Raw genomic sequence first — 18,744 nt, forward strand, 5'->3', positions numbered from 1 at the left:
AGCGGGAGGAGACCCATGGAAGCGTTAAATTCAATCGTAGGAGCCATCAATGGCGTAGTATGGGGGCCGCTGATGCTGGTCCTCATTCTGGGCGTTGGCTTCTTCCTTCAGGTCGGCTTGAAGTTCATGCCGATACGGAAACTGGGCATGGGCTTTGGCCTGATGTTCAAGGGCCGTGAAGGCACTGGCGAAGGCCAGATCACCCCGTTCAACGCGCTGATGACCGCCCTGTCGGCCACCATCGGCACCGGCAACATCGCCGGTGTTGCCACCGCCGTGTTCCTCGGCGGCCCCGGTGCGCTGTTTTGGATGTGGATGACCGCGCTGGTCGGCATGGCCACCAAATATTCCGAAGCCGTCTGCGCCGTGAAATTCCGCGAACGCGACGAAGAAGGAAACTATGTCGGCGGCCCGATGTATTACATCAAGAACGGCCTCGGCGCGAAATGGGCCTGGCTGGGCGTTGCCTTTGCCGTGTTCGGCTCCATCGCAGCCTTCGGCATCGGAAACGGCGTGCAGGCCAATGGTGTGGCGCAGGTGCTGGAGACCAACTTCGGCTTCAACCCCTCGATCACCGGTATCGTGCTGATGGTGCTGACCGGCGCCGTGATCCTGGGCGGCATCACCCGCATCGGCGCGGTGGCCGGCAAGCTGGTGCCGTTCATGGCGGTCAGCTACATCGCCGCCGGCCTGATCGTGCTGGTCATCAATGCAGACGCCATCGGTGCTGCCTTCGGACTGGTGTTCACCCATGCTTTCACCCCCTCCGCAGCCGAAGGCGGCTTTGCCGGTGCGGCAGTCTGGGCGGCGATCCGCTTTGGCGTGGCGCGCGGCGTTTTCTCCAACGAGGCAGGCCTCGGCTCTGCCCCGATCGCCCACGCGGCAGCGAATACCAAAGGCCCGGTCAACCAGGGCCTGATCGCGATGCTGGGCACCTTCATCGACACCATCATCGTCTGCTCGATCACCGGCCTGGCGATTATCGCCTCCGGCGCCTGGACCTCAGGCGAATCCGGGGCCGCGCTGACCTCGCTGGCGTTTGAGACCTCGCTGCCCGGCTTCGGCGGCTACCTGATCGCCATCGCCCTGTCGATCTTTGCCTTCACCACCATCCTGGGCTGGTCCTACTATGGCGAGAAGTGCATGGAATTCCTGTTCGGCGTGAAGGTCATGCTGCCCTACCGCATCCTGTGGATCATCGCGATCTACTTCGGAGCCACCGCTGACCTCGGCTTTATCTGGCTGCTGGCGGATACGCTGAACGCAATGATGGCCATCCCGAACCTGATCGCCTTGGCGCTGCTGAGCCCGATCGTCTTCAAGGTGACGAAACAGTTCTTTGCCACCGGTGGCAAGTCGGAAGAAGCCGGCCACGCTGCCGAATAAGCTCTCCGGGAGGGCGCCCGCCGTGCCCTCCCCCACCCCGAAACCAGAATAATTCAAAGGCTGCACAGGATGACCGACGCCCCACAACGCACCCCGCTTTATGACCTGCACGTAGATCTTGGCGGCAAGATGGTCGATTTCGCCGGCTGGGAAATGCCGGTGCAGTACCCCATGGGCATCATGGGCGAGCACAAGCAGTGCCGCGAAAAGGCTGCGCTGTTCGACGTCTCCCACATGGGCCAGGTGATCCTGCGCGGCGAAAACGTGGGCGAGAAGCTGGAAACGCTCTGCCCGCAGGCTTTTGCCACTCTGAAAGAAGGCAAGGCGCGCTACGGTTTTTTCACCAATAACGACGGCGGCATCATGGACGATCTGATCGTCTCCAACGCCGGCGACCATTATTTCGTCGTGGTGAACGCGGCGCTGCGCCATCAGGACATCCCGCACATGCAGGCCAACCTGGAAGGTGTCGAAGTGACCGAGATCTTCGACCGCGCGCTGGTGGCCGTGCAAGGCCCCAAGGCTGAAGACGTGGTGGGCGCACTTTGCCCTGCCGCCCGTGATCTGAAGTTCATGGAAACAACCGTGGCGGACATCGGTGGCGTTGAATGCCGCGTCTCGCGCCTTGGCTACACCGGCGAGGACGGCTACGAGATCTCGATCCCGGAAGCCGACGCCATCCGCGTCTCCAAACTGTTCCTGGCGCATGACGACTGCGAACCCGCAGGCCTCGGCGCCCGCGACAGCTTGCGCCTTGAGGCCGGTCTCTGCCTCTATGGCAACGACATCGACCAATCGACCTCACCGATCGAAGCATCGCTTTCCTGGGCGATCCAGAAGCGCCGCAAAGAAGACGGCAGCTTCCCCGGCGCCGCCCGCATCCAGAAGGAACTGGCCGAAGGCACCGCCAAAAAGCTGGTTGGCATCAAGCCCGAAGGCCGCGCTCCCGCCCGCCAGGGTGTGGAAGTTCAAAGTGAAAGCGGCGACACCCTCGGCGCCATCACCTCGGGCAGCTTCGGCCCCACCGTCGGCGGTCCGGTCGCCATGGGCTATGTTGCGGCAGATTACAGCGCGGCAGGCACCAAGGTGAACCTCATCATCCGAGGCAAGGCGCAGCCGGCTGAAATCGTTGCCCTGCCCTTCATCGCACACAACTACAAACGCTAAGACATCATCAGGAGAGTCAAAATGGCCACCTATTATTCCGAAGACCATGAATGGATCACCGTTGAAGGCGATGTGGCAACCTTGGGCATCACCCAGCACGCCGCCGACCAGCTGGGCGAAGTTGTCTTTGTCGAACAGCGCGAAACCGGTGACGAGTTCGAAAAAGGCGGCGAGATCGGGGTGATCGAGTCCGTGAAAGCGGCTTCCGAAATCTACGCCCCGCTGGACGGCGAAGTGGTCGAGGTGAACGAAGCCCTGGCCGACAACCCCGGCGCCCTGAACGAAAGCCCGGAAGGCGACGCCTGGATCTACAAGATCAAACTGTCCGACGCCTCCCAGCTGGACGATCTGATGGATCTGGACGGCTACAAAGCCCTGATCGGTTAAGCACTCTTCCCCGCCGGGACCGCCTGGCGGGGTCCATTGCCCCAGACAAGGACCCATAGACATGGCCTTTAAACTCACCGATTACGAAGCCTACGACTTCGCCAACCGGCGCCACATCGGCCCCTCTCCGCGCGAGATGGCCGACATGCTGCAGGTGATCGGCTTCAAAACCCTGGACGAGCTGATCGACGCCACCGTGCCGCCCGCCATCCGCCAGAAAGAGGCGCTGGACTGGGGTCCGGCGATGACCGAGCGCGACGCGCTGTTCCACATGAAAGAAGTCGCCTCCAAGAACAAGGTGCTGACCTCGCTGATCGGCCAGGGCTACTATGGCACCACCACCCCGGCGCCGATCCTGCGCAACATCCTGGAAAACCCGGCCTGGTACACCGCCTATACTCCTTATCAGCCGGAAATTTCCCAAGGCCGTCTTGAGGCACTGCTGAACTTCCAGACCATGGTCAGCGACCTTACCGGCCTGGACATTGCCAACGCGTCGCTGCTGGACGAAGCCACCGCCGCCGCCGAAGCTATGGCGATGGCGCACCGCGGTTCGCGCTCCAAGGCGAACAATGCCGCCTTCTTTGTCGACAAGAACTGCCACCCGCAGACCGTCGCTGTGATCCAGACCCGCGCCGAGCCGCTGGGCATCGACGTGGTAGTTGCCGATCCCGATGACCTGGACCCGGGCGCAGTCTTTGGCGCGATCTTCCAGTATCCGGGCACTCACGGCCATGTGCGCGATTTCACATCGGAAATCGAAGCCATTCATGAGCATAAGGGCATTGCTGTTGTCGCCGCCGACATCCTGTCGCTGGCGCTGCTGAAGTCGCCCGGTGAAATGGGCGCCGACATCGCCATCGGCTCAACCCAGCGCTTTGGCGTTCCGATGGGCTATGGCGGCCCGCACGCGGCCTATATGGCGACCACCGACAAACTGAAACGCGCCATGCCCGGCCGCATCATCGGCGTCTCGGTCGATGCCCGCGGCAACAAGGCCTACCGTCTGGCGCTGCAGACCCGCGAACAGCACATCCGCCGCGAAAAAGCAAACTCCAACGTCTGTACCGCACAGGCGCTGCTGGCGGTGATCGCGTCGATGTATGCGGTCTACCACGGCCCCGACGGCATCAAGGCGATTGCCCAGTCGGTGCACCGTAAAACCTCGCGCCTGGCTGCCGGCCTGGAAGAGCACGGCTTCAAGGTGGAACCGGAAGTCTTCTTCGACACCATTACTGTCGAGGTCGGCCCGCTGCAGAAAACCGTGATGGAAGCAGCCGTTGCCCGCGGTGTGAACCTGCGCAAAGTGGGTGAAGACCGTATCGGTGTTTCGCTGGACGAACAGACCCGGGCTGAGACCATCGAAGCCGTCTGGGGTGCCTTCGGCATTGCCAAGAAAGACGACAGCGTCAAGAACCGCGCCTACCGCCTGCCCGACTACGCGCTGCGTGAAAGCGAGTATCTGACCCACCCGATTTTCCACAAGAACCGGGCCGAGGCAGAGATCACCCGCTATATGCGCCGCTTGGCCGACCGCGACCTGGCGCTGGACCGGGCGATGATCCCGCTGGGCTCCTGCACCATGAAGCTGAACGCCACCATCGAGATGATCCCGGTCACCTGGCCGGAATTCGGCAACCTGCACCCCTTCTGCCCGGAAGACCAGGCGCAGGGCTATCACCAGATGATTAACGATCTGAATGTCAAGCTGTGCCAGATCACCGGCTATGACGCAATCTCCCAGCAGCCGAACTCCGGTGCGCAGGGCGAATACGCAGGGCTTCTGACCATCCGCAACTACCATGCGGCCCGGGGCGAAGCGCATCGCAACATCTGCTTGATCCCGACCTCGGCGCACGGCACCAACCCGGCGTCGGCACAGATGGTGGGCTACAAGGTGATCCCGGTGAAGGCAGACGACAAAGGCAACATCGACACCGCCGACTTCCGTGCCAAAGCCGAGCAGCACAGCGATAATCTTGCGGCCTGCATGATCACCTACCCGTCGACCCATGGTGTATTTGAAACCACCGTGCAGGAAGTCTGCCAGATCACCCATGATCACGGCGGCCAGGTCTATATCGACGGCGCCAACATGAACGCCATGGTGGGTCTGTCGCGCCCCGGCGACATCGGCGGCGACGTCAGCCACCTGAATCTTCACAAGACCTTCTGCATTCCGCATGGCGGCGGCGGCCCCGGCATGGGTCCGATCGGCGTCAAGGCGCATTTGACCGAGCACCTGCCGGGCCACCCGGAATACGGCACTGCCGTGGGTCCGGTCTCGGCGGCTCCGTTCGGCTCGCCGTCGATCCTGCCGGTCAGTTGGGCCTACTGCCTGCTGATGGGCGGTGCAGGCCTCACCCAGGCGACCAGAGTGGCGATCCTCAACGCCAACTACATCGCCGCGCGCCTCAAGGATGCCTACAAGATCCTCTACACCTCGGAAACGGGTCGTGTGGCGCATGAATGCATCCTGGACACCCGTCCGCTGGCGGATGACGGCGGCGTCACCGTGGACGACGTCGCCAAGCGTCTGGTCGACTCGGGCTTCCACGCCCCAACCATGTCCTGGCCGGTGGCGGGGACGTTGATGGTGGAACCGACCGAATCCGAGCCCAAGGACGAGCTGGACCGCTTCTGCGAGGCGATGCTGTCGATCCGCTCGGAGGCGCAGGACATCATCGATGGCAAGATTGACCCCGAGAACAACCCGCTCAAGCACGCGCCGCACACGGTGCGCGACCTTGTGGGGGAATGGGACCGTCCCTACAGCCGCGAACAGGCCTGCTTCCCTCCCGGCAACCTCGGTGTCGACAAATACTGGCCGGCAGTGAACCGGGTGGACAACGCCTATGGCGACCGCCACTTGATCTGCACCTGCCCGCCGATGTCGGACTACGAAGAAAACGAAGCCTGATCTATTCAGGCTCCGCGCCCTGCCGGCCCAGCCCGGCAGGGCATCCCCGCATGACCCGCTCAGAGGAGAGAATGATGTCCCGTCTCGAACCGCTGACCGTGCCAGCTCCCCGGCCCTCCGCAGACAGCGCGCCGCAGGCCCGCTTTCACGATATCGAGATCATTCTGCCGCAGGCAGAGCCGCCCGCCGCGGCGCAGATGATCTGCGAAGTCTTCCGCGCTGCCAACGACTTATTCCCAGACAGCGGCTACCGCACCGCCGTGCGCAATTTCTGCTCGCAAATGCGTGCCGTGCCCGAGGGCTGGAAACCGCAGACGGTCATTTTCCTGGGCGGCATTTCCAGCCGATGGCCGCTCAATTCCGGTGAAAAGGCCAGCCTGCAACGGATCTGCCGCCAGGCCCAGCGCTGCCTGTTTTCCGGCAGCGCCATCTTCCTGCTGGCCGAGTCCGGGCTGCAGGCGGTCTCCGAGACCGCCGTTCATTCAAATTTTGCTGCCGCCGCAGAGGAAGAGCAGCTGACCTGCGCCCCGGCGGGCACCCTGACCACTGCCGCCGGCCGCATCAGCACCGCCGTCAGCAGCTTTGCCGCGCTGCGCCTGCTGGCCGGCTTCCTGCGCGCCGACCGCGGACCGTTCATCGCCGATGCAGTCTGCGACTACCTCGGCCTGGCTTTTGGCCCGGCATCGGAGCAATCCAAAATATCGCTGCAACTGCGTCAGGCCGCCGGGGGCGACACCCTGATCGTCAAGATCCTCGACCTGATGCAACAAAACCTCGAAGAGCCGCTTTTGATCCGCGACATTGCCCAGAAGGCCGGCGTCTCTCCGCGCAAGCTGGAACGCCGCTTTCAGCAAAAGACCAGAACCAGCCCGCTGGCGGCGTATCGCAAGCTGCGGATTGAGAAGGCCCGCCAGTTGTTGCTGCACACTACCCTGCCGCTGGCCGAGATCGCTGCCGCCACCGGCTTTGGCTCGCGCAGCAGCCTCACCGACTGGTTCAAGCGGGAATACAAAACCAGCCCGCTGGCTTTCCGCAAACAATACTACGCGGACAGACACCCGGCAGGTTCTGCCGCCTGAAAATAAGCGGGATCAATCATGAAAAGGCGGCCGCAAGGCCGCCTTTTGTTTGTTTGAGCCCGGTTCAGTTACCTGAACCGCTTTCCGCACCCTCATTCGAAAGGGCGCCGGGGTCAAAGACATTACCAAAACCGGAGTTTTGGTTCTGCGGTTCCTCCACCGTCTCGGCTCCATCCTCCTCATCCCCTGACAGGCTGCCTGGTGCAAAGACACCGCCAAAGCCGGAGTTGTTGCCGGTGCCGGTGGAGGGTGCAGGCCGGGCTGGCGCGGTGCTGCCCTGCTCTGCTTCCTGCTGCTGGCGGCGCAACTCGCGCTGACGGCGCAGCTCCTGGATGCGTTCTTCTGTCTCCAGGCGCTTTTGCTCCTGCACTTCCGCAATGCATTGCTGCGGGCTGTAGACGGTTGCAGTGCCCACCACTGCCACCGTCGCACAGGCCACAACCACCAGCACCATTGCTGCAACATTGGAGCTCAAGAACCCGGGCAGCTGCAGCCTGCCGCTTTCCAGCTCCGCTACTGTGGCCTTCCTGCGCGCCGCCGCCACCAATTCCTTGCGCCGGATGCCGGCCTCGTTCGCCAGCGCCGCAAACACGGTCAGCACCACGATGATAAAGGCCAGCGCCGAAATCGCCGGGGTGATGCCGTACCGCACCTTCTGTGCCAGTTCGATGGTCAGCGTCGGGTATTCGCCAAAGGTGAAAGTGGTGGTGTTGTAGTTCTCAAAGCTCGCGAGAAACGCCAGCACCGCAGCGCTCGCAATCGCCGGCCGCATAAACGGCAAAAGCACCTTGCGGAAGGCCTGGGCATGGGTGGCGCCCAGATCCAGCGCGGCCTCGGTCAGTGCAACGTCATAGCGCTGCAGCCGCGCCACCAGCACCAGCATGCAGTAGCTGGCGATGAAGGTCGACTGGCCGATGATGGTCAGGAACAGACCGTTCGACAGCCAGCTGTCCGCCCCCAGCCCCAGCATCCGATTGATCCGGTCCCAGAACACCAGGGTCGAGATGCCAATGACCACGCCGGGGATCAGGATCGGCGCGATGATGATCGTGTAATAGGTCGCGCGCAACTTAGGCCAGATCTGCGTCAGCATCAGCGCGCCTGCGAGCCCCATCGCCACCGACAGCACAACTGTGCCCGCACCCACCAGGATCGAATTCCAGATCCCGTTCAGGATGCGTTCGTCCTGAAACAGCGCCGAAAACCACTCGAACGTCAGGCACTCCCACGGGGTCATCCGCGGGAAAGACGGCGAGTTGAAGGCGGTGGCCGACATGATCACCAGCGGGCCCAGAAGATAGGCAAAGAAGATTCCCAGATAGACCCAGAGGCTCAGGCGCATGAAAGACAGGTTCTTCATTTGCCGATATCCCCCATGTTCACCTTGAACAGCCGCATGATCGCCAGCACCAACAGGATACAGGTCACCAGCAGCACCACCGCATAGGCCGCGCCCTGCGGCCAGTCGGAATTGTCATTGAACTGCTGATAGATCAGCTGCGTGAACCACAGGCTCGACGGCCCGCCAAGGATCTGCGGTGCCGCCAGCGCGCCCGCCGACAGCATGAACACCATGGTGCAGCCCGAGGAGATGCCCGGCTTGGCATAAGGGATAACCACCCGCTGGTGGATCTTGGCCCAGCTGGCGCCCATATCGCGTGCCGCCTCGATCTGGTTGCGGTCCAGGCTCTCGATCACGTTGTAGATCGGAAAGATCATCAGCAGGATGTATGCGTAGCCCAAACCGGCATAAAGCGCGATGTCATTGCGGATGAAATCAAACGGCGTGTCGAAAATTCCCAGCCCCACCAGTGCATTGTTCAAAACCCCGGTCTCTCCGAAGATGATACGCAGGGCGAACGCCCGCAGGATCTCGTTGATCCAGTAGGGGATGATCAGCATCAGCGCAAAGATGCGGATGTGATTGCCCTTGGTCTGGGCCAGGTAATAAGCGATCGGGTAGCACAGGATGAGGTTGAAGATGGTGACGCAGACCGCCGCCACCAGGGTGCGGAAGAAAACATTGAGATCGACGGCATTGTAGGTCTGGCCGCCGCCTTCCGGACCGAACACAAGATATTTGTAGTTTTCAAACGTATAGACATCCCTGGGGCCGCCGATCTCTGGCGGCGGCAGGTTGGTCCGGAACGAAAAGTCGAGCATCGACAGCTGCGGCAGGATGATCAGGCCGATGGTCCAGAACAGGACCAGGCCCAGCATCAGGCTGCCCATGCCGGTGCCGTTGCGCTTGAAGAATTCCTTCAGGAAGACTGGCATGGCGTGCGCCCCCTCATTCCGCGGCCAGCTCACCTGCGGGTACGGCAACTGCGTTTTCCGTGGCGTACTGCAGGGTGATGTTCTGACCGGTGTGATCGTCAAAGGACTGCCCCACATTGGGGATCGAGACCTTCAGCTCCTTGCCACCGTCGCCCTCCATGAAGATGTTGAAGGCATTGCCCTCGAACTCCTCGTGGTTGACCCTCGCCGAGACCAGATTGCGGCCTGCAGCACCGTCGCCTGCCAGCGCAAAGGCCTCGGGGCGGATGAACATCATCGCCTCGTCGCCTTCGCTCATGCGGCCCTGATTGGCGGTCGAAATCCGCGCCAGAAGGTCGCCCGAACGATTGGTTGCGATCAGTGCCTCATTTCCCATCACCCGCTTGACCTTGCCGCGAAACACGTTGTTTTCGCCGACGAACGACGCGGCAAAGGCGGTGGCGGGGTCATTGTAGATGGTCTTGCCATCGGCGATCTGGTCGATCACCCCCGCCTTCATCACCGCGATATTGTCGGACATGGTCAGCGCCTCTCCCTGATCATGGGTGATGTAGATGAAAGTAATGCCGACGCGTTGCTGGATTTCGCGCAGCTCGGTGCGCATGTGCTGGCGCAGTTTCAGATCCAGCGCTGACAGGGGTTCATCCAGCAGCAGAACGTCCGGCTCTGCACAAAGGGCGCGCGCAATCGCCACCCGCTGACGCTGGCCGCCCGACAGCTCGCTGGGCAGCTTGTCGCCCTGCCCCGGCAGCGCGATCATGTCCAAAAGCTCATCCGCGCGCTTGCGTCGCTCGCGGGTTGATGCGCCCTTGATTTCCATCGAAAAGGTGATGTTTTCCCAAACTTTCATCAGCGGAAACAGCGCCAGATTCTGGAAGATCAGCGCGGTGGGTCTCTTGTTGGGGCCAATCCCCTTCATGTCATTGCCGCCGATCAGCACCCGGCCGTCACTTGGTTCCAGAAATCCCGAAACCGCCCGCAGGATTGTGGTCTTGCCGCAGCCCGAGGGGCCCAGGAAAGAGAAAAAATCTCCTCCATTGATGTTCACATTGGCATCACGCACGGCAACAAAGTCACCGAAACGGATCCAAAGATTTTCGAGATCAACACCGACCCCAGAACCCATTTGATTTCTCCCCAGGGTACAGATCCCCTTCCGGTGGAACTCCACCGGCCTCGCAGAACCTGCTTCCCTTTTATTCTTGTTGAAGGCACCGCTCCGGCTGTCTGCCGGCGGAACGGAACCGGCCCCCGGAAGAAAACTCCCGGGGGGCCGCGTGATCAGGCGCTTCGCTTAGGCGCTCTTGAACTTGTTGACGAACTCGGTCCGCACGTCCGCATACCACGGCGCCTCGGCCGGCCAGGGGTTCAAATTGGCCAGCGAATTGCCCGGATAGGCTTCGGCAAAGTTTTTCTTGTAAACATCGCCCGAATGGTTGTCAGCACCCAGAACCGGCGAATTGTAGCCATGGCTGTCGATAGCCTTGCCTGCCGGTTCCTGCTCGTAAGCATAGGAGACAAAGGCGTAAACCTGTTCCTCATTCTTGGCCCCGACCGGCATCGAAATGCCGTCGACCCAAGCCATCGCGCCTTCTACCGGCGCCTGGTAATGCACCGGCTCGCCAGCGGATTTCAGCGCCAGCGGCGGGCCGTCCCAGGTCTGGCCAACCACCACGCCCTCGTTCAGCAGACCGTTCTTCTGGGTGTCGGCGTCGTTCCAGATCAGCTTGATCCGGTCCTTGCGCGCCACGCACCAATCGGTGACCTGGCCCCAGACCTTGCGCATGGTTTCCTCGTCCTCGTAAGCGGCCCAGATCGAGCCAGGCTCCATTTCGCCCGAAGCTTCCATGAAAAGACCCGCACCCAGCATCATCGAATGCGCCCGGCCCATGGTCTTGCCGGCATTTTCTTCCGACCAGACATCGCCATAAGACGGAGCGTCACCCGCAGGCAGCCATTTGTCGGTGCGGTAAGCGATGCCTTCGGTGCCCCAGATATGCGGCAGCCAATGCACGCCCGAACCGCCAAAGTTCCAGGCATCGGTGCCGATCTTGGCCATCGCCGGGTTCACTGCGTCAACATTGACCTTGCTCATGTCGAACGGCTTCAGCAGTTCCAGAGGACCCCACTGCAGCGAGCGGTTGTTGGTCGGCGAAACGATGTCAAAGCCTTGGCCCTTGGTGGCCTTCATCTTGTTGATGATTTCCTCGTTCGAGCCGATTCCGGTGTAGTTCACCTTGATGCCGGTCTTGGCCTCGAAGCCCTGAATGAATTCCGGCGGCAGGTAGTCCGACCACATCAGGATGTTGATTTCGCCCGAAGACGCCAATGCGCTTTTTGAATAAAGAGGCGCCGCCAGTGCCGCGGCGCCTGCGCTTTTCAGCACCGTGCGGCGGTTTAGTGAAGTCTTTGCTGACATATCCAGTAATCTCCCTTTGGACTGTTGTTTGTTGTTTTTGTTGTTTCAACTGTAAATTCTTGCGGTGCCGTTCGCGCCTCTTAAAGTGACAGTTTGCAAACCCCATAAGGCCAGAACTGTTTCAGTCCGGCTTTGCACACTGCCGGTTTCGGCGCAGTTGAATATCCTCCACAGCAATGCTCGGCTTCTAAAAACCTTCGCTGAGGCTGTAGTGTGCGCCCGCCGGCGCGAGGCGTCAATGTTCTTAAACCCTTACAATGCGGCAGCATTTGCCCCGCGGGCCCGTAAAGCAACTGCGCAAGGAGCGGATTGCCTGTGCGACAGCCCAGGCACATCCTGCCAGGCCTTGGGTTTCAGCCTCTTGCCACCAATGGGCCGGAAACGATGAAGCTCCTCATGACGCAGCTGCGGTATTGCGGGAGACATATCCGATGCCTGGCCAATCCGCCCGCAACGGGTGACTGCAGGATGCGCCCGATGAGACCGGTCTGTCGGTCAGTACCCTCTCGCACTACCTTCGCAATCTTGAGGATCACTTGGGTGCGGAGCTGTTCAATCATAGCCGCCGCCCGATGGTGCTGACACCCAAGGGGCAGGTGTTCTTGGCCACTATCGGTGATGTGCTGCACGTGATCCGCAAGGCCAAGCCCGAAGCTTCGGCCGGAAACATTTCCGGGGCAAGTTATCTTCGGCTTGCCACGATTGAGGGCTTCGAAAGCGACATCATACATGAGCTCGCCGTATTCCTATCACCACCCAAACCAATGTGGAGCTGATCGCGCTGAGGGCAATCGAGGACCTCCAGAACGAATTCCGCCTCCATTTCCCGCACGATCTCCGCCCCGCCGGGCGCCCGGCAAAAACCACGCCGCTAACGCCGGTGATGGCTGAGGAAGGTGCCGAATTCACTGTCGTGAACCGGGGGGGACGGGGGGAACGGGTCGGTTACATTAAGCCCTCAGCGGACGCTCACCCCGCGCTCAGCTTTAACATTGACGAGGCTTTCGATATAATCGCCGCAGCAGTGAAGAACATGCAGGAAAACGTGGGCCTGGCCGAGGTCAACGGCTTCAACCGGATTGAAATCACCAGCACGGACCGCCACAGCTTCCTAAAGCGGATGTTCTGCGGCGCCGGGGCCTGGCGCTTTGGCGAGGTTGGCCTTGGCTGCCTGCTGAACCATCACGGCATGACCAAGGACGAGGCAACTGCGGCCACGGCCATAGCCCGCTCACATTATCACCCGGGCTTCGAACGCATCCGGGGCTGAGCCTCTGCCAAACAGCAAAACGCCCGGGATAATCCCCGGGCGTTTTCATTTCGGTAACTGGTCCTCGGATCAGCTGCGGCCTTTCCAGGGCACCAGCCAATTCTCGGCCTTGCGCATCAGAATGTCGATGCCATAGCCGATGATGCCGATCAGCACGATGCCCATGATCACGATATCGGTCAGCTGGAACTTCGAAGCGGCGATGATCATCATGCCAGCCCCTTTTTGTGCAGCAACCAGTTCCGCCGCCACAACCGTGCCCCAGCAGACGCCCATTGCCACCCGCGCACCGGTGAATATCTCCGGCAGAGAGTTCGGCACGATCACGTGGCGCATGATCTGCCACTTGGAGGCGCCCAGCGAATAGGCCGCGTGGATTTTCGAGATATTGACCCCCGAAACCCCGGCCCGCGCCGCAATCGTCATGATCCACAGCGCCGCCAGGAACAGCAGCACGATCTTGCCGGTCTCCCAGATGCCGAACCAGATGATCACCAGCGGGATCAGCGCCAAGGGCGGCACTGGCCGCATGAATTCGACAATCGGGTCGAACCAGCCGCGAAACCAGCCCGACAGACCCATGGCATAGCCCAGGGGAATACCGACAATCGCCCCGGTGACAAACCCCACGATCACCCGTGTCAGCGACCAGCCCAAATGCTGCCACAGCGAGAAGTTCTGATAGCCCACCGAGGCAATCTCAAAGAACCGCGCCACCACCGTTTCCGGAGCAGGCAGCCAGATCGGGTTCATCTGCATCCCGCCATGCGGAGTAAAGCTGATCGCCCCCTTGCCGGTCAGCGTCACCTTGCCATCACCCGTATCCACCGCTGTGCCAGCCGCAATCGGTTCACCATTGATGGCAACGATCCTGGCGCCTTGCCTGCGTTTGGCCTCGTCATTTTTGTCAAAGATCAGGATGGTGGAGCGCCCGGCCTGTGCCGCCATAGCATCATCCTTGGCAAAACCGTCTCCGGGATCCACTTCGAAATTCGCGCTTTCCTCGCCAAACCCGGCCACCCGGACAGTGATATTGGCGTCATCAGTGGCTCCATCCGCAGTCTCCAGCGTATAGGTAAATCGGGTTTCACCGGTAAACGGGCCAGGCACGTGAAGGGGAAACAGCTTGGAGCCGGTAAAGGCGGCCCAGATTACAAAGATCGCCAGAACCGAAATGATCGACGCTGCCCGGTCCGGTGTAACAGCGCTTTCGTCGCCAAAGGTCACGGTTTTCAGGCTGGTGAAATCCTGCCGCGACTGCATGCCCCTGCGGATGAGCTGCACCAGGAAAAAGGCTCCGGAAAACAGCGCGATATAGAAAATGAGGACTGTCATGCCACTTGCTCCGTCCGGCCCATGATTTCCTCTTCCATCTCCCAGATCATTGAAAGGATCTCATCCCGGGTCTCGGCAAAACCTTCGGATTTCTTGACGTCGCGCAGGTCGGCATTCACCCCGCGTTCGGCAAAGGGCAGGTTGTATTCGCGGTGAATACGGCCCGGCCGCGGCGCCATTACGATCAGCCGCTCGCCCAGCAGCAGCGCTTCTTCGACCGAGTGGGTGATCAGGATGATGGTCTTGCCGGTCTCCTTCCACAGCTTCAGCACCAGGCCCTGCATCTTCTCCCTCGTCAGCGCGTCCAGCGCGCCCAGCGGCTCGTCCATCAGGATCACATCCGGCTCATTCGCCAGGCAGCGGGCCAGCGCCACACGCTGCTGCATGCCGCCAGACAGCTCGTACACCGCCTTTTCCTTGAAATCCTGCAAACCGACGATTTCCAACAGATGATCCGAGATCTTCTCTCGCTCCGACCGCGCCATGCCCTTCATGCGCGGCCCGAATTCCACATTGTCACGCACGTTCATCCACTCAAACAGCGCGCCCTTCTGAAAGACCATGCCGCGTTCGGCATCCGGCCCGGTCACGATATGGCCGTTCAGCTCAACCGCGCCTTCCGTGGGGGCCAGAAACCCGGCCAGAATGTTCAAGAGCGTGGTCTTGCCGCAGCCCGAAGGCCCCAGCACCGACATCAGCTCACCTGCCTTCAAACTCAATGAAACGTCTTTCAGCGCCTGAACCGAACTGCCGTTGGGCAGATCGAAACGCATGGAGACATTTTTGATGTCCAGTCCTGACATCTTTCCCCCTTCCTGCTTAAGCCACGGATGCAAACGGCCCGGTTAACGGGCCGTTCACCTTCATAGGATTGTCGCGGCTCAGTTCAGCGCAGCTGCCAGCGGTTCGCTGTTCACGGCGCCATCATAGGACTCCAGCGCCGCTTCCATGCTGCCCGCTTTCACAAACACATCCGCCACGCCCTTCATGAAGCTTTGAGCACCGCCGCCCAGCCATTTTTCGGACAGCTGGTCCTCAGCCGAGGGGAAAGTGAAGGTGGCAATTGTGCCTTCCGCATCGGCCAGATCCATACCGGCATCCTTAGCAATCACCGGCAGCATCTCGTCCTTGTGATCGCCGGAGTTCCACATTGCATTGGCATCTGCGGTCACCTTCAGAAATTGGCTCAGCAGTTCGCTGTCCGAAGCAATGAACTCTGCCGGTGCGCTGGTCACATCAAACACCAGAATGCCCAGCTCTTCTTTTTCCGCGCCGGTCAGCAGCACGTTGCCATGCTCGACCATCCGCCGCAGTGCGCCGCCCCAGCCGCAGACCATGTCCAGATTACCCTGGGCAAAGGCGGCGGCGCCATCGGCAGGCGCCATATCGACGATCTCCATCGAGCTGATATCAACACCGAAATGCGACATCTGCGACAGGAAGTTGTAATGCGCGGCAGTACCAATCGGCACACCCACTTTCTTGCCCGCCAGTTCACCGGCGCTGGTCTTATCGATTTCCAAAGCCTCAGCCACCACACAATTGTCATTGTCGGAATAGCTGACGGCCACATCTACGATCTGGATGTCCTGTCCGGCGGACGTAGCCACGACAAACGGCGGCACACCCTGGCTCACCGCGATCTGCACATCGCCCGACGCCATCGCTGCCGACATTGCGGTGCCGGTGTCGAAGGAGACCCAGTTGATCTTGACACCCAACTCTTCCTCATAGGTGCCATTGGCCTTGGCAAACTGGAACGGCATCGGCCATTCTAGGAAATAGGCCACGGTGATCTCATCCAAATCAGAGGCATTCACAGCCGAAATTGAGGCTGCAGCTGCGCAGATTGCTGAAAGCAGGTACTTTTTGATCATTTTAAAGATTCTCCCGGTTGATGCGCCGGACCCGTTCGTTGCGGGCCTCAAGGCTTAAATTTTTACACTGCAAACCATATCCGGGAAGATAGTCCGCTGTAGAATAAAATTACTCTTGCGGCCAAAGCCAAACTTAGTTCCGCTTTTCACGGATATCTTTACGCAAATCAGCGAACCGCATATGCAGGCGGCAAGGGAGGACGGCATATGCAAAAGACGCTGAGTCTGCGCTGGCTGGAAGTGTTCCAGCTGATCTCGAAATCGGGATCGATACAAAAGGTCGCCGCAGAAACCGGCCTGTCGATCAGCACAGTATCCAATCACCTGCGCAGCCTGGAAAGCGCGCTTGGCGTGGGTCTGGTGGACCACACACGGCGGCCGATGGGGCTGACCCCCGCAGGCGTGGTCTTTGCCCGCTATGTCTATGACGGGCTGATGACGCTAAAGCGCGGCGAGGCGGAAATCCGGTCCGGCAGCTGGCAGCACGCAACCGACCTGCGGATGGCCTTACTCGATGATTTCGACAACGAGGTCGGCCCGGAATTGTTTCAGTTTCTGTCTACCGCCCTGCCTCGCTGCAGTTTCCGCCACTACACACGGCCCAGCCACGAGATCATTGAAAAGCTGCAGGAGCAAAAACTGGATGCCGGTGTTGCCACACGTCCCGCCGGGCTGCTGCCGGACCTGATCGAATATCCGCTGATGCGTGATCCCTTCATCCTGGTGCTGCCCGTCGGATATTCCGGCAACGTCGAGGAGCTGACCAAAGCCGATGCGGCTCTGCCCTTCCTGCGCTATTCCCGCGATCACACGATTGGCAAACAAATCGAAACCCAGCTGACCCGGCTCAAGATCTCGCTGCCCAACCGGTTTGAACTGGAATGCAACCAATCGATCATCGGGCTGGTGTCCGAAGGCAGCGGCTGGACCATCACCACCGCCGCCAGCTACCACCGCGCCCAGCGCTTTCATAACAGGGTCAAGGTGGTCCGGTTTCCCGGCAAGAACTTTGCGCGCACAGTGTCGCTGTTCACCACCAGCGTCTATCCGGCAGCCACGTCGCAACTGATCCATCAAGCATTGCAAAAATCCCTGCGCCACCACTTCACCGATCCGATCAGCACGTGCTTTCCTTGGCTGGCCGAAGAGTTCCGCACGCTTCCGGCAAAGGACACCTAGTCCCGCCAGCAATTAGAAACAAACATCCGTCTTTCTCGAAACCGGCAGGCCGCCGCTTGACCGTTCGGCCTGCCGGACGCTGTTTTAGGCGCAATCCGCACCGTGCTGATCCAGCACATCCGGCGGCCCTCTTTTGAAAAATGAGCTGACCCCATGGCAATCACTTATCTGAAACAGGCCCAGCCCCGCCCGGCAGCCGAAAACAGCGATATCCGCGATACCGTTGCCGCAATGCTGGCCGATATCGCACGCGACCGTGAAGACGCGGTGTGCCGTTATGCAGAACAGCTCGACGGCTGGACCGGCCCCATCGTGGTGACCGACGCCCAGCGACGTGCCGCCGGCAGCCGAGTTTCGCAGCAGATGAAGGAGGACATCCAGTTCGCGCATGCCAACATCCGCCGCTTTGCCGAGGCGCAGAAGGCCACGATGGGCGAATGCGAAGTGGAGGTCATTCCGGGCCTGATTGCAGGACAGAAGCAGATCCCGGTTTCCAGTGCAGGCTGCTATGTGCCGGGTGGCCGCTACAGCCATATCGCCAGCGCGCTGATGACGATCACCACTGCCAAGGTGGCCGGAGTGCCCCATATCACGGCGGTTTCCCCGACCAGACCCGGCACCGGCATTCCCGATGCCATCGTCTATGCGATGGATCTCTGCGGCGCCGATCTGATCCTGAACCTGGGCGGCGTACAGGGCATCGCCTCCATGGCCCAGGGCCTGTTCGGCGCTCAGCCCGCCGACATTCTGGTCGGTCCCGGCAACTCCTACGTGGCCGAGGCCAAGCGGATGCTGTTCGGCGAGGTCGGCATCGACATGTTTGCAGGTCCCACCGACTCATTGGTGATCGCCGACCACACTGCCGACGTCAAAACAGTCGCCTGGGATCTGGTCAGCCAGGCAGAGCATGGCGCCGACAGCCCGGTCTGGCTGGTTACCACCAGCGAAGCCCTCGCCAACGGCGTCATGGCCCGGGCGCAATCGCTGATCGAAACCCTGCCCGAGCCAAATCGTTCCGCCGCCCACCGCGCCTGGCACGAGCGCGCCGAGGTGGTCCTCTGCGATAGCCGCGAGGAGGCCGCGCAGGTGGCCGACCGCTACGCCCCCGAGCATCTGCAAGTGCAGGCCGAGGACCTGGATTGGTGGCTGAACCGCCTCACCGCCTATGGCTCGCTGTTTCTGGGCAAAGAGACCACGGTGTCTTTCGGCGACAAGGTCTCCGGCCCCAACCACGTGCTGCCGACCAGCGGTGCGGCGCGCTATACCGGCGGGCTGTCGGTGCATAAATTCACCAAAACCGTGACCTGGCAGCGCTGCAACGCAGCCGCTTCGCACGAACTGGCCCAGCGCACCGCCCGCATCAGCCGGATGGAAGGAATGGAAGGCCACGCCATCGCTGCCGAGATGCGGCTGCAGCCGGAGGCGGTCTGAGCCTTCAAGGCGGCGGA

General features: G+C 61.1%; 15 protein-coding genes and 1 pseudogene. 9 read left to right on the plus strand and 7 right to left on the minus strand.

All coding sequences use genetic code 11. From position 1 onward, the window contains the following. Nucleotides 1-15: 15 nt before the first annotated feature. From AC0KW6_RS14745 to AC0KW6_RS14765, 5 genes are all read left to right on the plus strand, one after another. A complete protein-coding gene (locus AC0KW6_RS14745; protein ID WP_323777649.1) occupies nt 16-1,386 on the plus strand; it encodes an alanine/glycine:cation symporter family protein in 1,371 nt (456 codons plus the stop codon). Between the two features lie 69 nt (nt 1,387-1,455). After that, nucleotides 1,456-2,553 carry a glycine cleavage system aminomethyltransferase GcvT gene (gene gcvT, locus AC0KW6_RS14750; protein WP_474035287.1) on the plus strand — a complete coding sequence of 366 codons (1,098 nt, stop codon included), beginning with the start codon at nt 1,456-1,458 and terminating at the stop codon, nt 2,551-2,553. Nucleotides 2,554-2,574: 21 nt separating this feature from the next. After that, on the plus strand, nt 2,575-2,940 hold the full coding sequence (gcvH, locus tag AC0KW6_RS14755) for a glycine cleavage system protein GcvH (protein WP_024091132.1): 366 nt from the start codon (nt 2,575-2,577) through the stop codon (nt 2,938-2,940). A 61-nt stretch (nt 2,941-3,001) separates the two neighbouring features. Beyond that, nucleotides 3,002-5,860: an aminomethyl-transferring glycine dehydrogenase gene (gene gcvP, locus AC0KW6_RS14760; RefSeq protein WP_323777645.1), complete on the plus strand. Its 2,859-nt coding sequence runs from the start codon at nt 3,002-3,004 to the stop codon at nt 5,858-5,860. Between the two features lie 74 nt (nt 5,861-5,934). Continuing rightward, nucleotides 5,935-6,939: a helix-turn-helix domain-containing protein gene (locus AC0KW6_RS14765; RefSeq protein WP_474035288.1), complete on the plus strand. Its 1,005-nt coding sequence runs from the start codon at nt 5,935-5,937 to the stop codon at nt 6,937-6,939. A 64-nt stretch (nt 6,940-7,003) separates the two neighbouring features. Here the strand turns inward: AC0KW6_RS14765 and AC0KW6_RS14770 are convergent, their stop codons facing one another. The 4 genes from AC0KW6_RS14770 to AC0KW6_RS14785 all read right to left on the minus strand — a co-directional run bounded on the left by AC0KW6_RS14770 (nt 7,004) and on the right by AC0KW6_RS14785 (nt 11,635). Further along, entirely contained in the window at nt 7,004-8,299 is a 1,296-nt protein-coding gene (locus AC0KW6_RS14770; RefSeq protein WP_474035289.1) for an ABC transporter permease, read from the minus strand. Further along, a complete protein-coding gene (locus AC0KW6_RS14775) occupies nt 8,296-9,216 on the minus strand; it encodes an ABC transporter permease (protein ID WP_323783570.1) in 921 nt (306 codons plus the stop codon). The genes AC0KW6_RS14770 and AC0KW6_RS14775 overlap by 4 nt, the downstream gene beginning before the upstream one ends. 13 nt (nt 9,217-9,229) lie before the next feature. Beyond that, nucleotides 9,230-10,342: an ABC transporter ATP-binding protein gene (locus tag AC0KW6_RS14780; protein WP_323783572.1), complete on the minus strand. Its 1,113-nt coding sequence runs from the start codon at nt 10,340-10,342 to the stop codon at nt 9,230-9,232. Between the two features lie 168 nt (nt 10,343-10,510). Beyond that, on the minus strand, nt 10,511-11,635 hold the full coding sequence (locus AC0KW6_RS14785; protein WP_323783574.1) for an extracellular solute-binding protein: 1,125 nt from the start codon (nt 11,633-11,635) through the stop codon (nt 10,511-10,513). Between the two features lie 488 nt (nt 11,636-12,123). Here AC0KW6_RS14785 and AC0KW6_RS14790 point away from each other — a divergent pair, with 488 nt between their 5' ends. Continuing rightward, the gene (locus AC0KW6_RS14790; protein WP_474035317.1) at nt 12,124-12,411 is read left to right on the plus strand and encodes a LysR family transcriptional regulator; all 288 of its coding nucleotides are present in this window, start codon (nt 12,124-12,126) and stop codon (nt 12,409-12,411) included. Beyond that, a pseudogene (locus tag AC0KW6_RS14795) lies at nt 12,387-12,851 on the plus strand (FAD-dependent oxidoreductase); the annotation flags it as partial. The gene AC0KW6_RS14790 and the pseudogene AC0KW6_RS14795, both read left to right, overlap by 25 nt. A 123-nt stretch (nt 12,852-12,974) precedes the next feature. Here AC0KW6_RS14795 and AC0KW6_RS14800 read toward each other — a convergent pair. From AC0KW6_RS14800 to AC0KW6_RS14810, 3 genes are all read right to left on the minus strand, one after another. Next, nucleotides 12,975-14,240 carry an ABC transporter permease subunit gene (locus AC0KW6_RS14800; RefSeq protein ID WP_323783576.1) on the minus strand — a complete coding sequence of 422 codons (1,266 nt, stop codon included), beginning with the start codon at nt 14,238-14,240 and terminating at the stop codon, nt 12,975-12,977. Then, complete coding sequence (locus tag AC0KW6_RS14805; RefSeq protein WP_474035290.1) at nt 14,237-15,043, minus strand: taurine ABC transporter ATP-binding protein; 807 nt, start codon at nt 15,041-15,043, stop codon at nt 14,237-14,239. Before AC0KW6_RS14805 ends, AC0KW6_RS14800 begins: the two co-directional genes overlap by 4 nt. A gap of 78 nt (nt 15,044-15,121) precedes the next feature. Continuing rightward, nucleotides 15,122-16,117 carry a taurine ABC transporter substrate-binding protein gene (locus AC0KW6_RS14810; RefSeq protein WP_323782301.1) on the minus strand — a complete coding sequence of 332 codons (996 nt, stop codon included), beginning with the start codon at nt 16,115-16,117 and terminating at the stop codon, nt 15,122-15,124. A gap of 207 nt (nt 16,118-16,324) precedes the next feature. On the opposite strand from AC0KW6_RS14810, the gene AC0KW6_RS14815 reads away from it, so the two are divergent. Then, nucleotides 16,325-17,296, plus strand: a complete 972-nt coding sequence (locus tag AC0KW6_RS14815; RefSeq protein ID WP_323782298.1) for a LysR family transcriptional regulator — start codon at nt 16,325-16,327, stop codon at nt 17,294-17,296. A 153-nt stretch (nt 17,297-17,449) separates the two neighbouring features. Then, nucleotides 17,450-18,727, plus strand: a complete 1,278-nt coding sequence (gene hisD / locus AC0KW6_RS14820; RefSeq protein WP_474035291.1) for a histidinol dehydrogenase — start codon at nt 17,450-17,452, stop codon at nt 18,725-18,727. Nucleotides 18,728-18,744: the final 17 nt, after the last annotated feature.

The organism is Leisingera sp. SA215, assembly GCF_055902035.1.